Annotated in this window: 22 protein-coding genes; 9 read left to right on the forward strand and 13 right to left on the reverse strand. The window is 71.6% G+C overall.

What is annotated here, in order from left to right; translation table 11 throughout:
- Positions 1-44 precede the first annotated feature (44 nt).
- The 12 genes from ABD743_RS25555 to ABD743_RS25610 all read right to left on the reverse strand — a co-directional run bounded on the left by ABD743_RS25555 (position 45) and on the right by ABD743_RS25610 (position 11,275).
- Positions 45-809, reverse strand: coding sequence for a thioesterase II family protein (locus ABD743_RS25555; protein WP_344724746.1), 765 nt, complete (start codon positions 807-809; stop codon positions 45-47).
- Between the two features lie 116 nt (positions 810-925).
- On the reverse strand, positions 926-1,732 hold the full coding sequence (locus ABD743_RS25560; protein ID WP_344724747.1) for an ABC transporter permease: 807 nt from the start codon (positions 1,730-1,732) through the stop codon (positions 926-928).
- The gene (locus ABD743_RS25565) at positions 1,692-2,549 is read right to left on the reverse strand and encodes an ABC transporter ATP-binding protein (protein WP_344724748.1); all 858 of its coding nucleotides are present in this window, start codon (positions 2,547-2,549) and stop codon (positions 1,692-1,694) included. Before ABD743_RS25565 ends, ABD743_RS25560 begins: the two co-directional genes overlap by 41 nt.
- The gene (locus tag ABD743_RS25570) at positions 2,546-3,049 is read right to left on the reverse strand and encodes a MarR family winged helix-turn-helix transcriptional regulator (RefSeq protein ID WP_344724749.1); all 504 of its coding nucleotides are present in this window, start codon (positions 3,047-3,049) and stop codon (positions 2,546-2,548) included. The genes ABD743_RS25565 and ABD743_RS25570 overlap by 4 nt, the downstream gene beginning before the upstream one ends.
- 56 nt (positions 3,050-3,105) lie before the next feature.
- Positions 3,106-4,527: an NADH-quinone oxidoreductase subunit N gene (locus ABD743_RS25575; protein ID WP_344724750.1), complete on the reverse strand. Its 1,422-nt coding sequence runs from the start codon at positions 4,525-4,527 to the stop codon at positions 3,106-3,108.
- A gap of 38 nt (positions 4,528-4,565) precedes the next feature.
- Positions 4,566-6,074 (reverse strand): complex I subunit 4 family protein, encoded by a 1,509-nt coding sequence (locus ABD743_RS25580; RefSeq protein WP_344724963.1) that lies wholly within the window; start codon positions 6,072-6,074, stop codon positions 4,566-4,568.
- A gap of 5 nt (positions 6,075-6,079) precedes the next feature.
- On the reverse strand, positions 6,080-7,903 hold the full coding sequence (locus ABD743_RS25585) for a proton-conducting transporter transmembrane domain-containing protein (RefSeq protein WP_344724751.1): 1,824 nt from the start codon (positions 7,901-7,903) through the stop codon (positions 6,080-6,082).
- Between the two features lie 4 nt (positions 7,904-7,907).
- Positions 7,908-8,213: an NADH-quinone oxidoreductase subunit NuoK gene (gene nuoK / locus ABD743_RS25590; RefSeq protein ID WP_241040831.1), complete on the reverse strand. Its 306-nt coding sequence runs from the start codon at positions 8,211-8,213 to the stop codon at positions 7,908-7,910.
- A complete protein-coding gene (locus ABD743_RS25595; protein WP_344724752.1) occupies positions 8,210-8,773 on the reverse strand; it encodes an NADH-quinone oxidoreductase subunit J in 564 nt (187 codons plus the stop codon). The genes nuoK and ABD743_RS25595 overlap by 4 nt, the downstream gene beginning before the upstream one ends.
- On the reverse strand, positions 8,774-9,745 hold the full coding sequence (locus ABD743_RS25600) for a complex I subunit 1 family protein (RefSeq protein ID WP_344724753.1): 972 nt from the start codon (positions 9,743-9,745) through the stop codon (positions 8,774-8,776).
- The gene (locus tag ABD743_RS25605) at positions 9,738-10,934 is read right to left on the reverse strand and encodes a hypothetical protein (protein WP_344724754.1); all 1,197 of its coding nucleotides are present in this window, start codon (positions 10,932-10,934) and stop codon (positions 9,738-9,740) included. Before ABD743_RS25605 ends, ABD743_RS25600 begins: the two co-directional genes overlap by 8 nt.
- Positions 10,925-11,275 carry an NADH-quinone oxidoreductase subunit A gene (locus ABD743_RS25610; protein WP_344724755.1) on the reverse strand — a complete coding sequence of 117 codons (351 nt, stop codon included), beginning with the start codon at positions 11,273-11,275 and terminating at the stop codon, positions 10,925-10,927. The genes ABD743_RS25605 and ABD743_RS25610 overlap by 10 nt, the downstream gene beginning before the upstream one ends.
- Positions 11,276-11,723: 448 nt before the next feature.
- Here ABD743_RS25610 and ABD743_RS25615 point away from each other — a divergent pair, with 448 nt between their 5' ends.
- The 3 genes from ABD743_RS25615 (at position 11,724) to ABD743_RS25625 (ending at position 16,735) form a co-directional block, all read left to right on the forward strand.
- Positions 11,724-12,005 (forward strand): DUF1490 family protein, encoded by a 282-nt coding sequence (locus ABD743_RS25615; protein WP_344724756.1) that lies wholly within the window; start codon positions 11,724-11,726, stop codon positions 12,003-12,005.
- Positions 12,006-12,011: 6 nt separating this feature from the next.
- Complete coding sequence (locus ABD743_RS25620; protein ID WP_344724757.1) at positions 12,012-14,150, forward strand: heavy metal translocating P-type ATPase; 2,139 nt, start codon at positions 12,012-12,014, stop codon at positions 14,148-14,150.
- A 944-nt stretch (positions 14,151-15,094) separates the two neighbouring features.
- On the forward strand, positions 15,095-16,735 hold the full coding sequence (locus ABD743_RS25625) for a purine-cytosine permease family protein (RefSeq protein WP_344724758.1): 1,641 nt from the start codon (positions 15,095-15,097) through the stop codon (positions 16,733-16,735).
- A 112-nt stretch (positions 16,736-16,847) separates the two neighbouring features.
- On the opposite strand, the gene ABD743_RS25630 is transcribed toward ABD743_RS25625, so the two are convergent.
- On the reverse strand, positions 16,848-17,633 hold the full coding sequence (locus ABD743_RS25630; RefSeq protein WP_344724759.1) for an IclR family transcriptional regulator: 786 nt from the start codon (positions 17,631-17,633) through the stop codon (positions 16,848-16,850).
- 89 nt (positions 17,634-17,722) lie between these two features.
- Between ABD743_RS25630 and hutH the strand changes: the two genes are divergently transcribed.
- From hutH to hutI, 6 genes are all read left to right on the forward strand, one after another.
- Complete coding sequence (gene hutH, locus ABD743_RS25635) at positions 17,723-19,261, forward strand: histidine ammonia-lyase (protein ID WP_344724761.1); 1,539 nt, start codon at positions 17,723-17,725, stop codon at positions 19,259-19,261.
- A gap of 85 nt (positions 19,262-19,346) precedes the next feature.
- Complete coding sequence (gene hutU, locus ABD743_RS25640) at positions 19,347-21,014, forward strand: urocanate hydratase (protein WP_344724762.1); 1,668 nt, start codon at positions 19,347-19,349, stop codon at positions 21,012-21,014.
- Positions 21,011-22,441, forward strand: a complete 1,431-nt coding sequence (locus tag ABD743_RS25645) for a purine-cytosine permease family protein (protein WP_344724763.1) — start codon at positions 21,011-21,013, stop codon at positions 22,439-22,441. The genes hutU and ABD743_RS25645 overlap by 4 nt, the downstream gene beginning before the upstream one ends.
- Positions 22,438-23,655, forward strand: coding sequence for an allantoate amidohydrolase (locus tag ABD743_RS25650; protein ID WP_344724764.1), 1,218 nt, complete (start codon positions 22,438-22,440; stop codon positions 23,653-23,655). Before ABD743_RS25645 ends, ABD743_RS25650 begins: the two co-directional genes overlap by 4 nt.
- Entirely contained in the window at positions 23,652-24,995 is a 1,344-nt protein-coding gene (locus ABD743_RS25655) for a formimidoylglutamate deiminase (RefSeq protein ID WP_344724765.1), read from the forward strand. The genes ABD743_RS25650 and ABD743_RS25655 overlap by 4 nt, the downstream gene beginning before the upstream one ends.
- Positions 24,992-26,164, forward strand: coding sequence for an imidazolonepropionase (hutI, locus tag ABD743_RS25660; protein WP_344724767.1), 1,173 nt, complete (start codon positions 24,992-24,994; stop codon positions 26,162-26,164). The genes ABD743_RS25655 and hutI overlap by 4 nt, the downstream gene beginning before the upstream one ends.
- Positions 26,165-26,190: the final 26 nt, after the last annotated feature.

The raw sequence follows: 26,190 nt of genomic DNA on the forward strand, positions 1-26,190 counted from the left end.
GCTAGCACCGAAGTGAAAGTGGCCTATCGGATCACGTGGCCAGGTCAGCGCCGGCGCGGGATCCCGGAGAGCAGCTGGGAGATGTCGGCGAGCAGTTGCTCCTGGGCTGTGGTCAGGAAGAAGTGGTCGCCCGGCAGCATGCGCAGCTCGAACCCACCGCTCGTGTGCTGTGCCCAGTCCGCCGCCTCCGACCTGGTGACATGTGGGTCGGCCGCTCCGGAGAACGCCGTGATCGGGCAGGGGAGCGGAGCCTCGGGCGTGTACTCGTAGGTCTCGCTGATGGCGAAGTCGGCCCGCATCAGCGGGAGGGCCAGTTCCAGCAGTTCCGGGTGGTCACGGATTTCGGGGCTGGTCCCGTTCAGCTCCAGGACGGCGTCCAGCAGCCGGTCGTCGTCCATCTTGTGCATGGGCTCGTGCTCGTCGTCGCTCCGGAGGTGCGGCGGACGACGGCCGGACACGAGCAGATGCCGGGGCAGCGGGCCACCGGTGCGCCGCAGATAGCGGGCCAGTTCGAAGTTGACCAGGCCCCCGAGGCTGTGGCCGAAGGTCACGTACGGGACATCGAGCAACTCGCCGAGCGCGCCTGCGAGCGGCGGCAGCAGGTCCTGCAGGCTGCTGTAGGCGTCCTCACCCAGTCGGGACTCCCGCCCGGGCGGCTGGACCGCGCACACCTCGACGTCGGGCGGGACCAGGCGTGGCCAGTCCCGGTAGACCGTCGCACCGCCACCAGCAAAGGGAAAGCAGAACAGTCGCAGGCGCGGCTGCGGGACCATCCGCCGCCGCACCACCCACGGGTTCTCCGTGCTCATCGCGCTCACCCTCACCTCTCGGCCGGCCGGACCACCCCGATGTTGCCCGCTCGGTGGCGGGCGGGCAGCACCTCGACGGGCAGATCACGGACCCCCCGGCCCAGGCCGGCTTCGATTCAGCGCACCAGCCGGCCCAGCAGCGACGCCGCCCCCATGATCCCCACGACGGCGGCGACGACGAGAACCGCGAAGTCGAGCCCGATGTCGGCCGGTGCGCCGACGAGCAGGCCGCGCAGGGCGTCGACGAGGTAGGTCAGGGGGTTGATCCGGCTGATCACCTGGAGCCAGCCCGGCATCAGCTCGATCGGATAGAGCGCGTTCGACGCGAAGAAGAGCGGCATCGTCATGAGCTGGCCGATGCCCATCAGACGGTCACGGGTCTGAGCGACGCCCGCGATCGCCATCGACAGGCAGGCGAAGAAGCCGGCGCCGAGCATCAGCGCGACGGCGGCGCCGATCAGCTCGAGCGGGTTGACGGAGATGGACACGCCGAGCAACAACGCCACCGGCACGAGCACGACGACGGGCGCGAGCCCGCGCACTCCCGCCGCGAACGCCTTGGCCAGCACGATCGCGGCCCGCGGTGTGGGCGTCACCATGACCTTGGTGAGGATGCCGGCGTCGCGGTCCCAGATGATCTGGATGCCGAGGAAGATCGAGATGAACAGCGCGGACTGCGCGAGGATGCCCGGTGTCAGGTACTCGAGGTAGGACAGTTCGCCGGTCGGGATCGCGCGGACGCGGTTGAAGATCGTGCCGAAGACGAGCAACCACAGCACCGGCTGCGCCATGCGCGTGACGAGCTCGGTCTGGTCGCTGCGGAGCTTCTGCAGCTCGACCAGGCTCAGTGCCCACGTCCGCGCGCCGAGCAGGCGGACGGGCTCAGCCCAGCTTGCGGGCGGTCGTGCGACTGCGACGGACATCCCTCATCCCCTTCTGCTCCTCTGCCACGGCCAGGTCGGCACCGGCGTACTTGCGGAACACGTCGTCGAGCGTGGCGTCCGGGCCGATCTCGGCGCGCAGGGCGGCGGGGGAGCCGGTGACCTGCAGCTTGCCCCGGTGCATGAGGGCTACGACGTCGCACAGCTCGTCGGCCTCTTCCATGTAGTGCGTGGTCAGAAGCACGGTCATGCCGTAATCGGCACGCATCTGGCGCACCCGCTCCCACACCCCGGCGCGGGCGATCGGGTCGAGCCCGACCGTCGGCTCGTCGAGCACGAGCAGTGGCGGATGGTTCACCAACGCCTGTGCGAGCTCGAGCCGGCGGATCATGCCGCCGGAGTAGGTGCCCGCCTTACGGTCGGCGACCGAGAGGAGGTCCATGGCGCCGAGCGCCTCGTCGACCCGCGCAGGCCGCTCGGCCCGGGGTACGTCGAACAGCCGGGCGAACCACATCACGTTCTGCCGCCCGGTGAGCGCCGCCTCGATGGAGAGCTGCTGAGGAACGTAGCCGAGCTTGCGGCGCACATCGGTGGCGTGGCGGCGGACGTCGAGCCCGAAGACACGGACGCTGCCCTCCTGCACGGGGAGCAGCGTGTTCAGCACGCGGATCGTGGTGGTCTTGCCCGCCCCGTTGGGGCCGAGCAGCCCGAACACCTCACCCGCGTTGATGCGTAGGTCCAGGTGGTCGACGGCGACGGTCTCGCCGAACCGGTGGACCAGCCCGGTGCACTCGAGCGCGACCGCCGGTTCCGCTTCGCGCGCCGACGCCTGGTCCGCACGGACGGCCGACTCGCTCACGATTGCACCTCCTCGTGTTCGTGTGAGTGCTCGCGCTCCAGTACCCGCAGCTCCTCGGCCAGCGCCTCCAGCGCGTCGATGCCGGTGGCCAGGTCGGCCACCTGCTGCGGGGTGAGGCGGTCCAGCGCGTCGTGCAGCACGGTGCGCCGCCGCTCCCTGACGAGCATCGCCTTCTCCTGTGCCTGGGGCGTGAGGGTGAGCCGCCCGACGCGTCGGTCGAGCGGATCGGTCTCGCGGACCATGTGACCTGCCCCGACGAGCTGCGTGACGATCGTCGAGACGCTGTTGGGGGCCAGCGCGAGCTCCTGGGCGACATCCGCCACGGGGCTGCCGGGGCGCTTGCTGACCGCCGCCAGCACCTCCCGCTGCGACACCGAGAGCGTGTCCCGCTCGAACATGTGGCCGGCGGCCCGGCGCAGCAGCCGGCGCAGCGCGCCGATGGCGGGCATCAACGCGTCGGAGACGGCGTCGGCGGTCGCGGGGGTGCGGGGCGGTGACATGACCGGGAGCCTATACCTCTGTAGCAGAGTTAATCTGCCGCAGACATGATCACGCGTCAGCCGAGGAGTGAACCGGAGAGAACGGGCAGCACGGCACCACCGGCGATCCCGAGCAGCAGCGACAGGGCGGCTGCGGTGGCAGCGACGGATCGGGTGCGAATTCCGGCGGGGTGGAGGACGTCCTCGCGCTCCGGGTCGGAGCCACGGAATGCCGGCGCGATCCAGCGCAGGTAGTAGAAGACGCTGGCCACCGTGTTGACCACGGCGAGGACGGCCAGCCACGCGAAGCCCCCGTCGATGGCGGCGGTGAAGACGGTGAGCTTGCCGAGGAACACCGCCGTCGGCGGGGTGCCGACCAGCCCCAGCAGGCACACGACGAGCGCCGCCGCGAGGCCGGGCCGGTGGCGAGCCAGACCGCGGTAGTCGTCGAGGGTGCGGGCGCCCGGCAGCGCGGCCACCACGGCGAACGCGCCGAGGTTCGTCACGGCGTAACCGGCGAGGTAGAACAGCAGCCCGGGCAGCGCCTCGGCGGACCGCCCGGCGACGGACACGGCCATCAGCACGTATCCGACCTGCGAGACGGTGGAGTAGGCGAGCAGGCGCTGCACCGGGCTCTGGAAGAACGCCGCGAGGTTGCCCAGCGTCATGGACAGCGCGGAGAGCACCGCCAGGAGCAGCGGCCAGTCGACGACCTGCTCGGGGATCGCGACGTCGAGGAGCCGGTAGGCACCGACGAGCGCGCCGATCTTGGGAATCGTCGTGATCACGGCCGCGACCGGGGCCGGAGTGCCGTCAGTGACGTCCGGTACCCAGAAATGGGCGGGCACGGCGCCCGCCTTGAACGCGAGCCCCGCGAGCACGGCGACCAGCCCCACCGCGGCGACGGTGGCCGGCCCCGTGCCGAGCCCGGCACGCAGAGCGGCATAGCCCGTGCCGCCGCCCGCCGCGTAGAGCAGGGCGGTGCCGGCGAGCATCGCGACGCTCGCGAACGCACCGGACAGGTAGTACTTCATCGCGGCCTCGGTGGCCCGTCCGGCCTTCGCCCATCCGGCCAGGCCGTACATCGGCACGCTGGCCAGCAGGAACGCCGCGAACAACAGCAACAGGTCGGCCGCACCCGCGAGCAGGATCGCCCCGAGGGCCCCGAGCTGCAGCAGCACGGAGAACTCGCTCTCCCGGGGGTGCCCGTCCACCGTGTCAGCCGCCAGCCAGAGGGCGAGCAGGGTGGCGACGAGCACGATCGCGCGGGTGGCGTTGGTGGCGGTGTCCACCGCGTAGCTGTTGCCGAACACGACCTGCGGCGGGGCGGTCGCGGCCACGCCGGTCGCCACGAGCCCGACGACGCAGGCTGCGGCGGCGAGCAGCCGGACCGGTCGCTGGCGCCTGCGTGGGAGCCACGCCCCCACGAGCAGCCCGAGCACGGCACCGCAGAGCAGCGCCAGCTCCGGGATCAGCGCGGCGGGGTTCTCGTTCGTCATCGGCACCCGTCGTCACCCGCGCCGTGCCGGTCGTCGGCTCACCGCGAGACCAGCTGGTTGACGGTCAATGCGGCCGGTTCGATGACGTCGAGCAGGAACCGGGGCGCTATGCCGATGACCGTGGCGAGGACGAGGAGCGGGATGATCGCGGCTGCCTCGCTGGCGCGCAGGTCGGGGAACGGGTGGGGCGTGCCCGGAGCGTCGGGGACCCGCAGCGGGCCGAGGAAGAGCCGCTGCAGCGCGAGCAGGAAGAGCCCCGCGGTGACCACGATGCCGGTGACCGCCACCGCCGTGGCCACCGGCGCCGGCGACAGGGCCCCGGTGAAGATCTGGAACTCTGCGATGAACCCGGAGAACCCCGGCAGCCCGAGAGAGGCGAACGCGGCCACCGCGAACAGCGTGGCGAAGCGGGGCGTGCGTGGCGCGAGCCCCGAGTACTCCGCCATGTCGTACGTGCGGCCGCGGTCGTACAGGACTCCCGTCAGCAGGAACAGGGCGCCGGTGATCAACCCGTGGGACACCATCTGGGTCACGGCTCCGGTGGTGGCGAGCTGGCGGGCCTGCTCATCCGTGCCTGCGACGAGCCCCGCCGCGCCGATCCCGAGCAGGACGTAGCCCATGTGGTTGACCGAGGTGTAGGCGATCATGCGCTTGAGGTTGCTCTGGGCGAGCGCGACCAGCGCTCCGTACACCACCGACACCACCCCGACGACCACCACGACCAGCGCGTACTGCCGCCAGGAGTCGGGCAGCACCGGCATCGCGATGCGCACGAACCCGTAGGTTCCGAGCTTCAGCAGCACTCCGGCGAGCACCGCCGAGCCGGTGGCGGGTGCCTCGGTATGCGCGGGCGGTAGCCAGGTGTGGAACGGGACCGTCGGGGTCTTCACCGCCAACCCGACCCCGATCGCGAGCAGGGCCAGACCGGCGTAGAGCCCGCCCCCCGCGAGCGGGTTGGCCGCGACCAGCTCCGGGATGTCGAACGTGTGCGGCTCGGCGGCCAGGAACAGGAGGATGAACCCGAGCAGCAGGGCCAGCGAGCCCAGGAACGTGTAGAGGAAGAACTTCAGCGCCGCCGCCCGCCCCCGTTCGCCGTGGCCCCACCCGGCGATCAGGAAGTACATGAACACGATCGAGAGATCGAAGAACAGGAAGAACAGGATCAGGTCGAGCGCGACGAACACGCCGAGGCACACCGTCTGCAGCGCGAGGAACAGCACCACGTACGCCTTAACCCGGCGGGTCTCCCGCAGCGCGAACACCGCGCACGTCGTGAACAGCACCGCCGTGAGCATGAGCAGCGGGACCGACAGCCCGTCCACGCCGACGTGGTAGGAGATCCCGGCGCTCGGGATCCACGGCAGCTGTTCCTCGAAGCCGAACGCGGGTGGGGCGGGCAGCCCGACCCAGACGGCGACGAGCAGCCCGACGTCCGCGAGGCCGGTGGCGATCCACGCGGCGACGAACGCGCGGCGCGGGACACTGGCGGGCACGCACAGCAGCACCGCCGCGACCGCGGCCGGCAGGAACACGATCAGCGACAGCACCGCGTTCACCGCACCGTGATCATGATGGCCAGCGCGGCCAGGACGGCGAATCCGACGGCCATCTGGGCGTAGTACTGGTGCAGCTGCCCGGTCTGTGGCCGCCGGGCCCACCTGCCGAGGGCCCGCGTGGCTGCGGCGACGGCGCCCACGCCCGAGTCGAGGGGGAGCTCGGCTCGCCGGTCCAGCATCCGTGCCGCGCGAACCGTGGCACGGCCGGCACCGTCGACAGCCCGGTCGAGCACGTGGTCGTCGAACCGGGCGAGCGCCGCGGCGAGGGCGAGGGTCGGGCGCACCAGCAGCGCGTGCACCGCGCGCTCGACCCCGAGCCATCCGTGCAGCAGCGCTGGTGCCGGGAGCCGCGCGGCCAGACGCCAGGTCAGCGCCGCGGCACCAACGGCGAGAACGCCGGACAGAGCGAGCTCCCATCCGGCCGGTGCCGGGGTGGGCGCCAGCATGCCGGTCGCGAGGAGGGGCAGCAGGCCCAGTCCCGCGGCGAGCAGGGCGAGCACGACCAGCGGCGGACGCACCACTGCGGCGACGCGATTGCCAGGCTCCCGCCCAGTCGTGGACACAGTGGGCTGCCACACGAACCAGAGGGCCTTGACGCTGTAGCAGGCAGAGATCACGGCGGCGGCGAGCCCGGCGCCGTAGAGGGCGGGCGAGCGTTCGAGAACGGCGGCGAGGACGGCGTCCTTGGTGACCCACAGTGAGAGCGGCGGGATCCCGGCAAGGGTCAGCGCACCGACGGTGAATGTGAGTCCGACCAGCCGGAACCGCCGGGCCGCGCCGCGCAGGCCCTCCAGCCGGCGGGTGCCGAGTGTGACCAGCCAGATCCCGGCGACGAGGAACAGCAGGCTCTTCGTGGCGGCGTGCGCCACCAGCTGCAGCGCGCCGGCAGCCGTGCCGCCGACTCCGGCTGCGAGCACCATGTAACCGATCTGCGCGCAGGTCGATGCGGCCAGCAGCTGCTTGAGATCGGTCTGGGCAACCGCGACGAGCCCGAGCAGCACAGCAGTGACCACACCGGTCCAGGCCACGGCCGGGGCCGCCCATCCGCTGGCCTCGAGCAGCGGCGCCAGGCGTAGCAGCAGGTACGCGCCCGCGGCCACCATGGTCGCCGAGTGCAGCAGCGCCGAGACCGGGCTCGGCCCGCGCATCGCGCCGGAGAGCCAGAAGCTGAAGGGCAGCTGCGCCGACTTGCCCAGCGCCGCCACCATCACCCCGGCGGCGACGAGGTGCAGCCAGCCACCCTGTGCGGCGGGCAGGGCCGCGAGGTCGAGCGAGCCGATCCCGCCGGCCAGCGCGGCGCCCGCGGCGAGGTACAGGCCGAGGTCGGCGGTGCGGGTGGTGAGAAACGCCGTGTGGGCGGCGCGGACGGCAGCGGGGTCACCGCGGTGGTAGGCGATCAGCGCCCAGCTGGTGGCGCCCATCACCTCCCACGCCATCAGCAGCACGGCGAGCGTGGTGGCGGTGACCGTCACCAGCATCGCTCCGGCGAACAGCAGCATCAGCCCGACGAATCGGCCGGTGCGCAGCCCGGGCTCGCCCGCCGCGACCAGCAGCACCGCGAGAAGGGCGCCTGCGACCGTGACCACCATCGTCGCGGACAGCCCGTCCACTGCCAGCCCGGCGCGGATCCCGGCGAACAGTGGCGCATCGGCGGTCGGGCGGAGCGCCGCGGCGGCGATCGCGAGGGCAAGCACCACGGCCGCGAGCAGGACCGAGACGGGCGCGGCGACGCGGTCGGCCCGGCGACCGGCGAGGGCGAGAAGGCCGCCCGCCCCGAGCGGGACCGCGACCAGCGACCACAGCAGGGCCGATGCGGGCATCCGGTCAGCCCCGCAGGTCGGTCGCGCTGTCGGTCATGTCGACCTGGCGGGCGCGGTAGATCGCGGTGACCACGGCGAACCCGGCCGCCATCTCCACGGCCATCGCGGTGATGATCACGACGATGAGAACCTGGCCGTCGGTGCCGCCGGGGGCGAGGAAGTACCAGAACGCCGCGGTGGCGAGGATGACGCCGTTCAGCATCAGCTCCAGGCCCATCATGAGCATCACGATCGACTGCTGCGACAGCGCCCCGTAGAGGCCGATCGCGAAGAGCGCGGCCGCTGCGAGCAGGAACAGCTGGAGTGTCACCGTTCGGCACTCCCTGCCGCGGGGTCGTCCGTCTGCCGGGCACGTAGGTCGTCGCCGAATCGGTCGTAGCGGCCGCGGTTCGTGGCCAGCACGACGGAGGCGACGATCGTGGCGAAGAGGGCCACGCCGAGCGTCATCATGGTCAGCATCTGGCCGCCCATCAGGGCCTCGCCGAGTGCGATCGTCAGGTCCGGAGCCGGTGATCCGCGGCGCGCCGGCCAGTCGACCAGCAGGATTCCGGCGGCGAGTGCGGCGAAGGTGCCGATCGCGATCGCCATCGAGCCCGCCTTGTTGTGATACATCACCATCGGCATCAGCCCGGCGGGGTTCATCATGTACATGATCATGAAAATCGCCATGATGACCATCTCGATCACCATCATCAGGGCGATGAGCACTCCGAGGTAGCCGAGCCCTAGCAGCAGCACGAGACCGGCGACGGCCAGGAACGAGCCGAGCAGCGCGAACGTCACTCGCGCCATCGAGCCCAACCGGAACACCGCGAACCCGGAGGCCACCGCGGCGATTGCGAGGATCCAGAACAGGGCGGTCGAGGCCATTCACATCCCTCCTCCTCCGCGGCCGAGCACGACGAGCGCGACGGCCAACGCCTGGGCGATCATGAGCGGGACCAGCACGATCCACGAGAACTCGGTCCAGCGATCCATCCGGATCGTCGGGAAGCGGTGGCGCAGCCAGACCAGGCCGCCGAGCACCGCCGCGGTCTTGATCGCCACCCACAGCCAGGCGGGCAGCCATGGCCCGTTGCCGCCGCCGAGGAACAGCGGTACCGCCATGGCCGCGGCCACCACCAGCAACAGCCACCGCCCGCCCGCGAACACGAGCCGGTCGACGCCGGACAGTTCCGCGGCGGCCCCGCCCGCGATGCCGCGATCCACCGGCGCGTCGAACGGGCCCCAGAACGCCATGGCTGCGGCGGAGACCAGGTACACGACGAAGGCGACCGGCATGATCGCGACGAACCAGAGGCCCTGCTGGGCGGCGACGATATCGGTGATCCGGAGGCTCTGCGCGCCCAACGCGGCGGTGATGATCGCGAACATGTGCGGGAGCTCGTACGCCAGGCCCTGCGCGACGAACCGGTAGCCGCCGACCAGGCTCAGCGTGCTGTCGGGGCCCCACCCGGCCATCCAGACCGCGGCCCACGCCAGCACCTCCATGGCGTTGAACCAGACGACGCCGACCGCGAGATCGGCCACGGGCCGTGACCCGAGCGGGAGCACGGCGGCGGCGAGCACCGCGGCCACCGGCAGCACCGCTGTGCCGAGCCGCCAGAGCACCGGATCCGCGGCGACCGTGCGCCTGCGCTGCCCGACCAGCAGCCGCGCGGACTCGCGCACCGGCACGAGCGTGGCAGGGACCGGACCGATCGGTCGCCCGGCGGCGCGTGCGGTGAGGGCAGCGTCGAAGGAGGTGGTCGCCCATGCCCCCAGCGCGAGGAGCAGGGGCAACAGCAGCACCCACCACACGGGCAGAGCGTCGGGCACCTCGGTGGGCATCGGCTCACCCATGCGGCGCCCGTCCGGCTCGGGTGACGCTGATGCGGTCGGTGTCCGGGTCAACGGCCGCGACGATCAGCCGCGCCGCGGCGAGCTCGGCCCCGACGAGCAGTTCGGCCAGCTCGTCGGAGGTGGGGGCGTCCGTGCTGCCGGGGTCGGCGCCGGCGTGTGCGGGATTCTCGACGGCCGGCGCGGTCTGCAGAGCGGCGAGCCGGGCGGCGAGCAGCGCGGTGACGTCGCCCGCACCGGCGCCGACCCCGCGCAGCATCCGGCGCAGCATGCGAGACCGACGCACGGTCCCCACCAGCGCATCCGTACGCGGACGCAGCGACTCCGCCGGGGCGCCGGCGAGGAGCTCGTCACGCAGGTGGCGGGCCTTGGCCGCGGGATCGGCCCAGCCTGCTGTGCCGAGGAGGCGGGCAAGGGCGTCGAGATGGCGGGCCGTGCGACGGCGTGCGTGGTCCGCGCTGCTGTCCGCATCGCTCCAGAACGACGGCGGGGCCGGTTGGCCGTGGGCAGGCGGATCGAGGATCCGGGCACTGGCCTCTTGCACGACGTCGCCCTGGAGGACCACCTCGACGACCAGGCCGGCGGGCCAGTCGGGCAGAACCGGGCCGAGCGGGACGCGCAACCGGTCGAGCATCAGCCCGTCGCGGTCCGGGCCGACATCGGCCATCGGCAGGCCGCCCGGCATCCTCATCCCGCCCCCGTGCTGGTGCCCGCCGTGCTGGTGCGCGTCGGGTTGCCCGCCGCCGGTTCGGTGCCCGCCGTGGTCGTGCCCGGCGTGCCGGTGCGAGCCGGGGTGGTGCTCGCTGTGTTCTGTACTCGCCCGGGCTGGTGCCCCCTGATGGGCAGGCGAGGAGGGCCGGGCGGGTTCGCGGCGTTGCCGGGCGGCGTCAGCGAGGTCGTCGGCGGCACGGTCCAGCGCGGGCGCGGCTGCGCTCGCCGTGGCGACGTCGGCCCGGGCGCGTGGGGCGGGAACCTGCTGCCACAGCAACTCGACGACGGCCGCGAGCTCGGGTCCGGGGACTCCCGCCACCACGAGCACATCGGTGTCGGCCGGACCCATGGCGACGGGCCAGCCACGCCTGGCGAGCTCGGCCTCGACCGCCAGGCGCTGGGCGGTGCCACCGACCGCGGGCACGACGAGCGCGTGCGGCCGGGCGGCGGCGAAGCGCAGCAGTCGGGCGGTCAGGTCCACCGCAGGGCTCCCTCCCGCCATGCGTAGACGACCCCGGCCAGCAGGATGGCCAGGAACGCGAACATCTCGATCACCGCGGCCGGGCCGACCCGCGACACGACGAGTGTCCACGGGTACATGAACACCATCTCCATGTCGAAGGCCAGGAAGACCATCGTCACGGGGTACCACCGGACGTGGAACCGGGAGAACGCATGCTGGGCCGGGGGCAGGCCGCCGCTGAACGGGGCGACCTCCAGCGCCGCCGGGCGCACCGAGAGCATGCGGGACACCCCGTAGATCAGCAGCACAATCACCAGGGCCACGCCGAGCAGGGCGAGCACCGGCCGGAACTCGGCCATCGGCACTCCTCCCGTTCACTCGATAGATACCTATACCCCGCACGGGCATCGTTGCCCAGCCGCCGGACGATGTCCACCCGGAGCGCTCGTCCGGGGTACTCATCCGGTCACAGCTCCGGAGCGGAGGGCGCTATGTCGGCTGCCGCCGGGTCCGGGTCGGGCCGCGAGGCCCGTTAAGTCTGAATTCGCACGCTTCTGGCGAATCAGCACGTGCCGTCGACGGAGTGCCATCGGATTTGCTGCGCGTTTTGTGATGAACGGTGGCTCCCGGAGATGGACGAGAGGGCTGCCGTCCCCGGGTGCAACGGGCTGGTACGAACCGACTACTGACCGCAAATGGTGATCGTTATCATGTGATTCTGGTCGGCCATACGGTCGGAGAAGGCCGAATAAGGACGGAGCTGTCACGTACGCTCACCAGGTCTTCTGCGGACGAGGAGCTGATGAGATGATCGGCGGATTCCTGGGCAAGGCAACAGGATTGGTGGCCAGCGGCGCGGTGGGTGCGGTCGCCTACGACGGGGTCAAGAGGCTGGTGCGCAGCGACGTGTTCCACGGCGCGGCGGTCACCGTCACCTCGTGGGGGCTGCGGGGAGCGCGGCTGGCGGAGACCGGTGCCGAGAAGGCCCGGCTCACCACCGCTGACATCGTCAGTGAGGCCAGGGACAAGGTGGGCGAACAGTCACCCGCTCCCGGCGGGGCGGCTTCGGCCCACAACCACGAGCACTAGGCACGCGTGGCGATCACCGTTGTCTCGGACGCGGCAGGCCGCGTCCGGTTCGACACTCCGGAGCTGATCGGTAGTTCGCCCCTCGCCGTCGCGGTCGAGGACGCCGTCGACGCCGTGCCGCACGTGCGTCAGGTGTACGCCTACCCGCGCACCGGCAACGTCGTCGTCTGGTTCGATCCGCAGCGCTGTGACCGCACCGAGCTCGTCGAGGCGATCGGCAAGGGGCTGGGTGCCGACCCCCAGGCCACGGCCGAGCGCACTCCGCGTTCGGCGGACTCCACCAACGGCGGTCTGGTCCGTCTCGTCGTCGGCGGGCTGGCGCTGGCCGGGCTGGGCCTGCGCCGGTACGGGCTGCGCAGGCCTCCGATCCTCGGGCCCACCAGTCGCACGGTGGCCACCGGGGTCACGATCTTCACCGGTTACCCCTTCCTGCGCGGTGCCCTGCGCTCGCTCACGGGCCGCAAAGGCGCCGGCACCGACGCACTCGTCTCCGCGGCCACCGTGGCCAGCCTGGTGCTGCGGGAGAACGTCGTCGCGCTCACGGTGCTGTGGTTGCTCAACATCGGCGAATACCTGCAGGACCTGACGCTGCGCCGCAGCAGGCGGGCGATCTCCGAACTGCTCACCGGCGCCCAGACGAGGGCATGGATCCGGCTCGCCGACGGCGCCGAGCTGGAGGTCGACATCGACCAGCTCGGGATCGGCGACCAGGTCGTCGTGCACGAGCACGTCGTGCTGCCCGTCGACGGTGTGATCATCGAGGGTGAGGGCATCGTCGACCAGGCGGCGATCACCGGCGAGCAGCTGCCCATCACCGTCGCGCCCGGCAGATCGCTCTACGCCGGCACCGTCGTGCTGCGCGGACGACTGGTGGTGCGGGCATCGGCGGTGGGCCGTGACAGCGCGATCGGGCGCATCATCAACCGCGTCGAGCAGGCCCAGCAGGACCGGGCGCCGATCCAGACCGTGGGCGAGAACTTCTCCCGCCGCTTCGTGCCCACGTCGTTCGCGCTGTCGGCGCTCACGCTGCTGGTCACCCGCGACGTCCGGCGCGCGATGACGATGCTGCTGGTCGCATGCCCGTGCGCGGTCGGGCTGGCCACGCCCACGGCGATCAGCGCGGCCATCGGCAACGGCGCCCGCCGCGGGATCCTGATCAAGGGCGGCGCGCACCTCGAGGCGGCCGGCCGCATGGACGCCGTGATCTTCGACAAGACCGGCACCCTCACGATCGGCCACCCGATCGTCACCAACGTCGTCTCCTTCCACGACGCCTGGACGCCGGAGCAGGTACTCGCCTACGCCGCGAGCTCGGAGATCCACTCGCGGCATCCGCTCGCCCAAGCCGTCATCCGGTCCACGGAGGAGCGGCTCATCACGATCCCGCCGCACGAGGAGTGCGAGGTGCTGCTCGGGCAGGGGATGCGGGTGGAGTCCGACGGGCGAATCCTGCTGATCGGCAGCCGCGAACTCCTGGGGCAGGAGGGGATCCCGATCAGCGCCGCGGCCGACGACTGGGTCCGCAGGCTGCAAGCGGCCGCCGAGACCCCCCTGCTGCTGGCCGTCGACGGCACCCTGGTCGGCCTCGTGTCGTTGCGGGACACGCTGCGCCCGGAGTCCCGCGACGTGCTCGATGCGCTTCGTGCCGATGGCGTGCGCCGGATCGTGCTCCTCACCGGCGACCACTCGGAGACGGCCGCCGCCGTGGCCGCTGAGCTGGGGATCGAGGAGTTCCAGGCGCAGGTATCACCCGAGATGAAACAGGATCTCGTCCGATCCATGCAGGACGAGGGGTACACCGTCGCGATGGTGGGCGACGGCACCAACGACGCCCCCGCGCTGGCGCTCGCCGACATCGGCATCGCGATGGGGGTGGCGGGCACCGACGTGGCGGTCGAGACCGCCGACGTCGCCCTGGCCGGCGACGACCTGCGCAAACTCCTCGATCTACGGGACCTCGGGCGGCGCAGCATCGGCCTGATCCGGCAGAACTACGGCATGTCGATCGCCGTCAACGCGGCCGGCCTGGTCGTCTCGGCCGGGGGAGCGATGAGCCCGGTGGTGGCGGCCATCCTGCACAACGCGTCGTCCGTGGCCGTGGTGGGCAACAGTTCCCGGTTGATCCGCTACCGGCTGGATCGCTAGCCGACCCTTCTGACGGCTCCAACGCGTCGCCGGCTCCGGGAGGCCGCGCCGACCCCTCCGCTTGGATCATCGACGGGCCGCGGAACAGGGGCCGGCTGCCCGCCTCGGGCGTTGATCACCGTAAGGGGGACGTGGAGCCGTGTGTGGCACTGTCGTCGGTCCCGAGCTGGTGATCATGACCGGAGGCGCGGAGTTGGTGCGGCCCCGGAGGTTCTCCCGGCGCGCCGTCGGACGTTCATCGCGACTTCGGGACGTGGATCCGTGTGTGGTGCGGTTGCCGGTGCCCGTTTGGCGATCATGGCTCGGGGCGGGGCTGGTGGGCCCTGCGGGTGGTGCCTGCACGGCCGCCTTCGCACCTTGATCATCGCTTCGGGGCGCAGAACCGTCTGTGGTGCGGTTGCCGGCACCAAGATGGCGATCATGACCGGGGGCGGGGCCCTGCGGGCTGTGCCTGCACGGCGGCTTTGGCGCCTTGATCATCGCTTCGGGCCGCGGAGCCGTGTGTGGGACGGTTGCCGGTCCCAAAATGATGATCACGAGCTGGGCGCGCGGCTGGTCGGCCCTGCGGGCTGTGCCGGCATGGTCGCCTTGGCGCGTTGATCATCACTTCGGGGCGCAGAACCGTGTATGGCACGGTTGCCGGTCCCGAGATAGCGATCATGACGGGGGCTCGGGGCCTGTGCGTCCCAGCGGACCGTGCCGGCACGGCCGCCTCCGGCACTGATCACCACTGCAGGAGGGTTGGCCGCCACTGGTCGGTTCGCCCGGCAACCCGGACGCCGTGGGGCGGTGCGCACCCCGAACCGTAGCGTCGCCGGTGATCACGGGATTAACACAGCCATTATCGCGTGGAAACCGACTCCGGCGATTGCTGACTGATACTCGCAGGAAGTATCTCAGCGTGAATAGTCGGAGGTCAGTGCGTGTCGCATGATCCGTCGCTCATGATTACCAAGCCCACCACTGGGGCAGGCGATGTGGGTATCGCCGCCCGGGAAACCTTGGAGGACTACACGCTGCGCTTCGCTCCGCGCAGCTACCGGAAGTGGTCCACCGGCGTGGTGGCTGTTTCCGCGCTCGGCGGCATCGCCTATCTGGCCGATTTCTCCATCGGTGCAAACATTGGAATCTCCTACGGCACCACGAACGCGCTGTGGGGCATTCTGGTGTTCGCGGTCGTCATCTTCGCCACCGGATTTCCGCTCGCATTCTACGCAGCGCGGTACAACCTGGACCTCGATCTGATCACCAGGGGCAGCGGGTTCGGGTACTACGGATCAGTGGTCACGAACGTCATCTTCGCGACGTTCACCTTCATCTTCTTCGCGCTCGAGGGCTCGATCATGGCGCAGGGCCTCGAACTCGGCCTGCACATCCCGCTGTGGCTCGGCTACGCCGTGTCGACGCTGATCATCTTTCCGCTCGTCGTCTACGGGATGTCGTTGCTGTCGAAGTTGCAGGTCTGGACCACGCCCTTGTGGCTGGTGCTGATGGTGCTGCCGTTCGCCTACCTGTTGATCACGCACCCCGACTCGGTGGGTTCGTTCTTCGCCTACCAGGGTCAGAACGGGCAGGGTGCGCCCAGTCTCGGCTCGGTCATGCTCGCGGCCGGTGTGTGCCTGTCGCTCATCGCCCAGATCGCCGAGCAGATCGACTACCTGCGGTTCATGCCGCCCCGCACGCCGGAGAACTCACGGCGCTGGTGGACGGCCATGATCCTCGCCGGGCCGGGCTGGGTGATCTTCGGCGCGATCAAGCAGGTCATCGGGCTGTTCCTCGCCGTCTACATCATCGCCAACGTCGCCGAGGGCGCCACCGTGGCCAACCAGCCCGTGCACCAGTTCCTGGAGATCTACCAGGACATCATGCCCGGCTGGGCCGCCCTGACCCTCGCCGTGGTGCTGGTCGTGATCAGCCAGATCAAGATCAACGTCACCAACGCCTACTCCGGTTCGCTGGCGTGGACGAACTCCTACACCCGCGTGACGAAGCACTACCCGGGCCGCCTGGTGTTCCTCGGCGTCAACCTGGCGATCGCGCTGATCCTGATGGAAGCCAACATGTTCGACTTCCTCAACACCATCCTCGGGTTCTACGCGAACTGTGGCATGGCCTGGGTCGTCGTGGTGGCCTCGGACATCGCGATCAACAAGTACCTGCTGAAGATCTCGCCGAAGAAGCCCGAGTTCCGCCGCGGGATGCTCTACGCGATCAACCCGGTGGGCTTCGGGTCCATGGTCATCGCCGCCGGCGTGTCGATCGTTGTCTTCTTCGGCGGCCTCGGAGCGGCGATCCAGCCGTTCTCGCCCCTCGTCGCCATCGGCCTCGGCGTGGTCCTGCCGCCGGTCATCGCGCTCGCCACCCGGGGGAAATACTACCTCCGGCGCGACGACGACGGCATCGCCGCGCCGATGTACGACGAGCACGGCAACCCGTCCGGCGAGGTGCTCGACTGCCACGTCTGCCGTCAGGAGTTCGAGCGGCCAGACATGGTCGCCTGCCACACACATGATGCCCACGTGTGCTCGCTGTGCCTCAGCACCGACAAGGTCGGCGACCACGTGCTCCCGGCTCGGAGTGGGTGACCGCCACGGGGCGTGAGGTCGCCATGCCCGGGAACGCCGGCCCGGCGGTCCGCGGACTCGTCGCTTCGCGCGACGGGGTCCCGGCCGCCGGGCCGGTTCCATGTCCGGCGGATCATTCGGCGGCCGAGTGCAACTGCCCGCCGATGCGGTGGGCGACCGCCCGGGCGGTGCGGTTCACCTCGGCGACGAGCACGGTCTGCTCCTCGGCGGGTGCGTAGTCGGGGAAGGTGAGGGTCACACTGGCCACGGGGTAGGCCGCGCTGTCGAGCACCGCCACGGCGACGGAGACGAGGCCGGGGGTCACCTCGCCGTCCTCGATCGCGTGGCCGCGGCGGCGGGTCTCCACCAGGATCCGGCTCAGCGCGGACAGCGACCGCGGCCCCACCTCGTGACGTGTGACGAACGCGTCGGGCTCGGGATACAGCGCTCGCACGTGTGCCCTGGTCAGAGCGGCGAGCATGGCCCTTCCGCTGGCGGTGAGGTGAGCGGGCAGCCGCACCCCGACGTCGGTGACGAGGGGCGGGCGACCGGGCGCGCGCTCCTCGATGACGTAGATGACCTCCCGGCCGTGCAGCACGGCCAGGTGCGCCGTGTGCCCCGTGCGGTCGACGAGCCGCCCGAGCGGCACCCTCGCAATGCGCTGCAGCGGCGCTTGGCGGACATACCCCGTGCCGAGCTCGTAAGCGGCCACTCCGAGGCTGTAGCGCCGTTCGTCGGCCAGGTGCACCACGAACCCGCTCTCGGCGAGCGTGGTGAGCAACTGGTAGGTGGTGGAACGGGGAAGCTGCAGGTCACGGGTGATCGCGGCCGCGGGCACGGGTGCGGCCTGTCGGGCGAGGTAGCCCAGGACGGCCAGCACCTGGTGCGCCGCGGGCACCTTCACCGCCTGACCGGGCACCAGGTGACGCTAGCAACTGTCCGGGATCCCGGACAGTGATCTTGGGTGGCATGTGGTGGCCGGGTGGGCGTTCGGTGTCCCATGCACTGATGCAGTCAGTCACCGTCGGAACCGGCCCGCTGTCCCGCACAGAGATCCTCGCCGTGGCCCGGGAGGGGGCCGCTGTCGTTCTCTCGGCGGATGCTGAGTACGAGATCGCCGCAAGCCGCAAGGCCGTCGAGGCGCTCGCATGTGATGTACGGCCGCACTACGGGGTGTCGACGGGGTTCGGGGCGTTGGCGACCCGGCACATTCCGGTGGAGCTCCGGGGGCAGTTGCAGCGCAGTCTGGTGCGGTCGCACGCGGCCGGCTCGGGGCCGGAGGTCGAGCGGGAGGTTGTCCGCGCGCTCATGTTGCTGCGGCTCTCGACGCTCGCGACGGGCCGGACCGGGGTGCGGCCCGAGACGGCGCGGGTGTACGCGGGGATGTTGTCGGCGGGGATCACCCCGGTGGTGCGGGAGTTCGGGTCCCTCGGCTGCTCCGGCGATCTTGCGCCGCTCGCGCACTGCGCGCTCGCGGCGATGGGAGAGGGCGAGGTTCGCAACGCCCTGGGCGAGCTGCAGACCGCCGCCGATGCGTTGGCCGCGGCGGGGATCGCGCCGGTGGTGCTGGAGGAGAAAGAAGGCCTGGCGCTGATCAACGGCACCGACGGGATGCTGGGGATGTTGGTGCTGGCGTGTGCTGATCTGCGGCGGTTGTTGCGCACGGCGGATGTCGTGGTGGCGATGAGCGTGGAGGCGTTGCTGGGTACGGACGCGGTGTTCGCGCCGGACCTGCAGGCGTTGCGTCCCCATCCGGGGCAGGCGGAGTCGGCGGCGAACCTGCGGGTGCTGCTCGCAGGGTCGGAGGTGATGGAGAGTCATCGGACCCCGGAGTGCACGCGGGTGCAGGATGCGTACTCGCTGCGCTGCGCCCCTCAGGTGCATGGTGCTGCCCGCGACACTCTGAGCCACGCGGAGGTGGTGGCCGGCCGGGAGCTCTCGGCGGCCATCGACAACCCGGTGGTCATGGAGGACGGGCGGGTGGAGAGCAACGGCAACTTCCACGGCGCCCCGCTGGGGTACGTGCTGGACTTCCTCGCGATCGCGGTGGCGGATCTCGCATCGATGAGTGAGCGGCGCACCGACCGGTTCCTGGACGTGGCGCGGAACCAGGGGTTGCCGGCGTTCCTGGCCGACGACCCGGGCGTCGACTCCGGGCACATGATCGCCCAGTACACGCAGGCGTCGATCGTGGCGGAGCTGAAGCGGCTCGCCGTCCCCGCCTCCGTGGACTCGATCCCGACCAGCGCGATGCAGGAGGACCACGTCTCCATGGGCTGGGCCGCCGCCCGCAAGCTGCGACGCGCGTTGGAGGGGCTGACGCGGGTGCTCGGGGTCGAACTCATCACCGCCGCCCGCGCCCTGGACATGCGCGGCCCGCTGGCGCCGGCCCCGGCCACCGCGGCCGTGCGTGACCGGCTGCGGGTCGAGGTACCGGGTCCTGGCCCGGACCGGTGGCTGGCCCCCGAGATCGACGCCGCTGTCCGGCTGGTGGACAGCGGCGAGGCCTTGGCTGCGGCGGAGTCGGTGGTCGGCCCGTTGCGCTGACGCCGCTTGCGCAAGGCGCACGTCAGGGCACTACTCGTATCTGCGAAGGAAACCACGTCCGACCCGACGAACGAGGAGGAACGCCATGGAGGGCGCCCGTCCCGTCCGAGCCGCCCGTGGCACGACCCTGACCGCACGGTCCTGGCAGACCGAAGCGCCGCTGCGGATGCTCTGCAACAACCTCGACCCTGAGGTGGCGGAACGGCCCGACGACCTCGTCGTCTACGGCGGCACCGGGCGCGCGGCGCGCGACTGGGCGTCCTTCGACGCGATGGTGCGCACCCTCACCACCCTCGCCGACGACGAGACGATGCTCGTGCAGTCCGGCCGTCCGGTCGGGGTGCTGCGCACGCACGAGTGGGCACCGCGCGTGCTCATCGCCAACTCCAACCTCGTCGGCGACTGGGCCACCTGGCCCGAGTTCCGCAGGCTCGAGCGGCTCGGTCTCACCATGTACGGGCAGATGACCGCGGGCTCGTGGATCTACATCGGCACCCAGGGCATCCTGCAGGGCACCTACGAGACCTTCGCCGCCATCGCCACCAAGCGGTTCGGCGGCTCGCTCACGGGCACGCTGACCGTCACCGGCGGCTGCGGTGGCATGGGCGGCGCGCAGCCGCTCGCCGTCACCCTGAACGGCGGGGTGTGCCTCGTGGTCGACGTCGACCCGGCCCGGCTGCGGCGCCGGGTCGAGCACCGTTACCTCGACGAGCTGGCCAGCGACCTCGACGATGCCGTGGCGCGCTGTGAGCGTGCCCGGCGCGAGGGCACGGCGTGGTCGGTCGGGCTGGTCGGCAACTGTGCGACCGTTCTTCCGGAGCTACTACGCCGCGGCGTAGAGGTAGACATCGTGACCGATCAGACCTCTGCGCACGACCCGCTGTCGTACCTGCCCGTCGGCGTGGATCTCGACGACTGGCCGGAGTACGCGGCGTCGAAGCCCGAGGAGTTCACCGACCGGGCGCGGGAGTCGATGGCGCGCCACGTCGAGGCCATGGTGGGCTTCCTCGACGCGGGCGCCGAGGTGTTCGACTACGGAAACTCGCTGCGCGACGAGGCCCGGCGGGGCGGCTACGAGCGCGCCTTCGCGTTCCCCGGCTTCGTCCCGGCCTACATCAGGCCGCTGTTCTGCGAGGGCAAGGGCCCGTTCCGGTGGGCGGCGCTCTCGGGCGACCCCGCCGACATCCACGCCACGGACGACGCCGTGCTGGAGCTCTTCCCCGACAACGACCGCCTGCACCGCTGGATCCGGGCAGCTCGTGACCGCGTGGCGTTCCAGGGCCTACCGGCTCGCATCTGCTGGCTGGGCCAGGGCGAGCGGGACCGTGCCGGGCTGCGGTTCAACGAGATGGTCGCCTCGGGTGCGCTCTCCGCACCCGTCGTGATCGGCCGCGACCACCTCGACACGGGCTCGGTGGCCTCTCCGTACCGGGAGACCGAGGCGATGGCCGACGGGTCGGACGCCATCGCCGACTGGCCCCTGCTCAATGCGCTGGTCAACACCGCATCGGGCGCGAGCTGGGTGTCGATCCACCACGGCGGCGGGGTCGGGATCGGGCGGTCCCTGCACGCCGGGCAGGTCACGGTCGCCGACGGCACCGAGCTCGCCGCCCGCAAGATCGAGCGCGTGCTCACCAACGACCCGGCCAGCGGCGTGCTGCGCCACGTCGACGCCGGGTACCAGCGGGCGTCGGAGGTGGCGACGGCGCACGCCCTGCGCGTGCCGATGGCCGAAGTCGGAACCGCTCGGTGAGCGCTCCGTCGCGCATCGAGCGCCGGTCCATCGACGTCGTACCCGACGCCGAACGGCACGGTTCCCCGTTGAGCCAGTTCACGCTGTGGTTCGGGGCGAACATGCAGATCACCGCGATGGTGGACGGCGCACTCGCGGTGGTCTTCGGGGCCGATGCCCTGTGGGCGATCGTCGGGCTCCTGATCGGCAACATCGCCGGTGGCGCTGTGATGGCCCTGCACTCCGCGCAGGGTCCGCGGCTCGGGCTCCCGCAGATGATCTCGAGCCGGGCGCAGTTCGGGGTCTACGGCGCGATCGTTCCGCTCGTGCTCGTCGTGCTGCTGTACCTCGGCTTCGCCGCCACGGGCACAGTGCTCGCCGGGCAGGCGATCAACGAGATCCTGCACGTCGACACGCCCGCGGTCGGCATCGTCGTCTTCGGGCTGCTCACCGGGATCGTCGCGATTCTCGGGTACCGCTACATCCACATGCTCGGGCGCATGGCGACCGTCGTCGGCATCCTGGGGTTCACCTACCTCGCGATCATGCTCGTCACGCAGTACGACGTGGGGGCGTTGCTCGGGGTGATCCCCTTCGACGGCGCGACGTTCCTGCTCGCCATCTCCCTCGGCGCAGCCTGGCAGCTGACCTACGGCCCCTATGTCGCCGACTACTCGCGCTACCTGCCCCGCCACACGAGCGAGAGCGTGACGTTCCATTCGACGCTGTGGGGGAGCGTGCTCGGCTCCCAGTGGTCGATGACGCTCGGCGCGCTGATCGCTGCCATCCCGGCTGCGTCCGGTGGGAGCTTCCTGGACCAGCAGGTCGGATTCCTCGGTGAGCTCTCCGGCGGCGCGGTGGCCGCGATCGCGATCTACCTCGTGATCGTGGTCGGCAAACTGACCGTGAACTGCCTCAACGCCTACGGCGGGTTCATGTGCATGCTCACCACGGTCACGTCGATGACGCGGGCGGTCCGGGTGTCGCGGGCCGGCCGGGCGGCCTTCATCGTGGGGTTCGTCCTGGCGTCCGTGCTGATCGCGCTGCTCGGCTCGGCGAACTTCCTGGACAACTTCCGCCAGTTCATCCTCGCTCTGCTGATGGTCTTCACACCCTGGAGCGCGATCAACCTGATCGACTACTACCTGATCTCGCGGGAGCGGGTCGACGTGCCGGCGCTCTACGACCCCGACGGCCGCTACGGCCGATGGAACGTCGTCGCGCTGGTCTCCTATGCGGTGGGTGTGCTCGTTCAGATCCCGTTCATGGCGCAGGCGCTCTACACCGGCCCCGTCACCGAGGCCCTCGGCGGTGCGGACATCTCCTGGCTCGTCGGCCTCGCCGTCACCGCTGCCGTCTACTACCCGTGGGCGAGGCGGACCACGGACGTGCCGGCCGAGATGATCTATCCGCCCGGAACGCTCGCCGCGGGGGCCGGCTCGCGATGAGCGAATCATCGGCACACCGTTTCGATGCGCTCTGGGCCGATCTCGAGCGGGTCGGCCGCCAGGGGAGCTCCGGTGGATACCGGCGCTTCGCCTGGACGTCGACGGACGCCGCGTTGCGCGAGTGGTTCACCGGCGAGGCACAGGAACGCGGGCTCGACGTCACCAGCGACCGGGCGGGGAACCTCTGGGCCTGGTGGGGCGATCCCGACGCCGACGGGCCCGGTCTGGTGGTCGGCAGCCACCTCGACTCGGTGCCCGACGGCGGAGCCTTCGACGGGCCGCTCGGCGTCGCGTCGGCGCTCGCCGCCCTGGATGCGCTGCGGACCCGGGGATGGAGGCCGCAGCGACCGCTGGGCGTCGCCGTGTTCTCCGACGAGGAGGGCGCGCGGTTCGGGGTCGCCTGCGCCGGGAGCCGGATCATCACGGGCGCTCTCGGCGCCGACCGCGCGCGGGCGCTGCGTGACGCCGACGGCACGACCATGGCCGAGGCCATGTCGGCTGCCGGTCACGACCCCTCCGAGGTCGGGCCTGACGAGCGCGCCCTGCGCCGCGTCGCCACCTTCGTCGAGCTGCACGTCGAACAGGGCAAGGGCCTGGTCGACGCGCGCGAGGGCGAGGGCGCACCGGTGGGTGTGGCGAGCTCGATCTGGCCACACGGCCGGTGGCGGCTCGACCTGCGCGGCCGGGCCGATCATGCCGGCACCACCCGGCTGGCCGACCGGGACGACCCGATGCTCGCTCTCGCCGCGGTCGTGGGCACCGCCCGCAGCGCGGCGGAGCGGCACGCCGCGCTGGCCACGGTGGGCAAGCTCGTGGTAGAGCCGAACGGGGTGAACGCCATCCCGTCGGCGGTCACGGCCTGGCTCGACGCGCGGGGGCCTGTGGAACAGGACGTGCGCGCAGTCGTCGCCGCGGTCGGTGTCGCGGCGGGAAGCGAGCCCGTGGAGGAGTCCTGGACCGCGGCGACCGACTTCGACGCCGCGCTGCGGGACAGGCTCGCCGCCCTGCTGGGCGAGGACGGAGCACCGGCGCCCGTGCTGGCCACAGGCGCGGGACACGACGCCGGGATCCTCTCGGCGGCCGGCGTCCCGACCGCGATGGTGTTCGTGCGCAACCCGACCGGCGTGTCCCACTCCCCGCACGAGCACGCCGACCCGGACGACTGCCATCGTGGCGTCGAGGCTCTCGTGCGGGTCCTGGAGGAGCTCGGGTGACGGTGTCATCGCCGGCGCAGACGTGGTGGTGCGAGCACGCCTGGATCGGTGAGGGCCCGATATCCCGCGTGCGTGTCGGCGTCCGAGACGGCTGGATCATCGCTGTGGAGACCGGTGTGGACGCCGGGCCCGGCGACGAGCGGCTGCCCGGCATGGTGCTGCCCGGGTTCGCCAACGCCCACAGCCACGCCTTTCACCGCGCGCTCCGTGGTCGCACCCACGATCGCGGCGGCACGTTCTGGACCTGGCGGGAGCGGATGTACGCCGTCGCCCGGCGGCTCGACCCGGACTCCTACCTCGCGCTGGCCCGAGCGGCATTCGCCGAGATGGCGCTGGCGGGTGTCGTCACCGTCGGGGAGTTCCACTACCTGCACCACGGCCCGGGCGGCACTCCGTACGCCGACCCGAACGCGATGGGCCACGCGCTGGTCCAGGCGGCCGCCGAGGCCGGGGTGCGGCTCACCCTCCTCGACGCCTGCTACCTGGCCGGGGGTCTGGACGCCGCAGGCCACACCCCGCTCGATGAGGTGCAGACCCGGTTCTCCGACGGGGACGTGGCGGGGTGGGCCGAGCGTGTCGAGCTGCTGTCGGACGGCGACTCGCTGCGTATCGGCGCCGCGATCCACTCGGTCCGGGCGGTGCCTGCTCCCCAGCTGCCGCAGGTGGCGGCGGCCGCGCTCGGTCGTCCTCTGCACGTACACCTCTCCGAGCAGCCGCAGGAGAACGAGGCCTGCCTCGCGTTCTACGGCTGCGCGCCCACTGCTCTGCTCGCCGGGCACGGCGTCCTCGGGGCCACCACCACGGCGGTGCACGCCACCCACCTCACGGAGCAGGACGTCGCGCTGCTGGGCGGTTCGCACACCACCGTGTGCGCCTGCCCGAGCACTGAGGCCGACCTGGCCGACGGGATCGGGCCGTTCCGCGCGCTGCGCGATGCCGGGTCGCCGCTGACGGTCGGCAGCGACCAGCACGTCATCACCGACCTGCTGGCGGAGGCGCGGCTCGTCGAGTGGCACGAGCGGCTGGCAGGCGGTGAGCGCGGCCGATTCACACCGGTCGCGCTGGTCGACGCCCTCACCGCGCAGGGGCACGCCGGCCTCGGCTGGCCCGACGCCGGCCGCATCGCCCCCGGGCAGCGGGCCGACCTGGTGGCGGTGCGCCTCGACAGCCCCCGCACGGCCGGGGCGGACCCCGCACAGGTGGTGCTGGTGGCCAGCGCCGCGGACGTCGACACGGTGCTGGTCGGCGGCGTGCCGGTGGTCACGGGTGGGGTACACCGGCTCGGCGACATCGGTGCCCTGTTGCGCGCCGCGATCGAGCCCATCTGGAGCGGGACATGACCACTCGTGCAGCGACGCTGATCACCGGCATCGCCGAGCTCGTCAGCAATGACCCGGAGCTGGGGGCGGGGCCACTGGGGCTGGTGCCCGACGCGGCTCTCGTGGTACAGGACGGCACGGTCGCCTGGGTGGGCCCGGCAGGCGCCGCACCCCCGGCTGACGAGCGCGTGGACGTCGGCGGACGGGCCGTGCTGCCGGGCTTCGTCGACAGCCACGCGCACCTCGTGTTCGCGGGGGAGCGGTCGGCGGAGTTCGAGGCGAGGATGTCCGGTGTCCCGTACGACGGCGGCGGCATCGCCTCCACTGTGCGGGCCACCCGCGATGCCGGCGATGAGCTCCTGCGATCGCAGCTGCAGCGTGTCGTCGCGGAGATGCGCGCCCAGGGCACGACCACCGTGGAGGTCAAGAGCGGGTACGGCCTGACGGTGGCGGACGAGGCCCGCGCCCTGCGGCTGGCCCGCGAGGTCACCGCGGAGACGACCTTCCTCGGGGCGCACGTGGTGCCGGCGGAGTACACGGGTCGCGTGGACGACTACGTGGCGCTGGTCACCGGTCCGATGCTGGCGGCCTGCGCGCCCCACGCACGCTGGATCGACGTCTTCTGCGAGCCCGCCTCGCCGCACGCGTTCGACGGCCCGGCGAGCCGTGCCGTGCTGGAGGCCGGCCGGGCCGCAGGCCTCGGCCTGCGGGTGCACGGCAACCAGCTGGGCCCTGGACCTGGGGCGCAGCTCGCCGTCGAGCTGAGCGCCGCCAGCGTCGACCACTGCACCTTCCTCAGCGACGCGGACGTCGACGCCCTCGCGTCCGGCCGGACCGTGGCGACGCTGCTGCCCGGTGTCGAGTTCTCGACCCGCCAGCCCTACCCGGACGCCCGGCGCCTGCTCGATGCCGGTGTCACGGTCGCGCTGGCCACCGACTGCAACCCCGGCACGTGCTTCTCGTCGTCGATGCCGCTCTGCGTGGCGCTGGCGGTGCGGGAGATGGGAATGACTCCCGTCGATGCCGTGCTGGCGGCAACCCGGGGCGGGGCCGCCGCGCTGCGCCGCGATGACGTCGGTCACCTCGGGGTGGGGGCTCGCGCAGATATGGCCGTGCTGGACGCACCGTCCTACCGGTACCTGGCCTACCGGCCGGGCGTGCCGCTCGCGCACACCCTCGAAGTCGCGTGAACCGCATCGCCACGAGTCACGTTCAT

This window comes from Pseudonocardia yunnanensis (genome assembly GCF_039534065.1).
Classification (GTDB): domain Bacteria; phylum Actinomycetota; class Actinomycetes; order Mycobacteriales; family Pseudonocardiaceae; genus Pseudonocardia; species Pseudonocardia yunnanensis.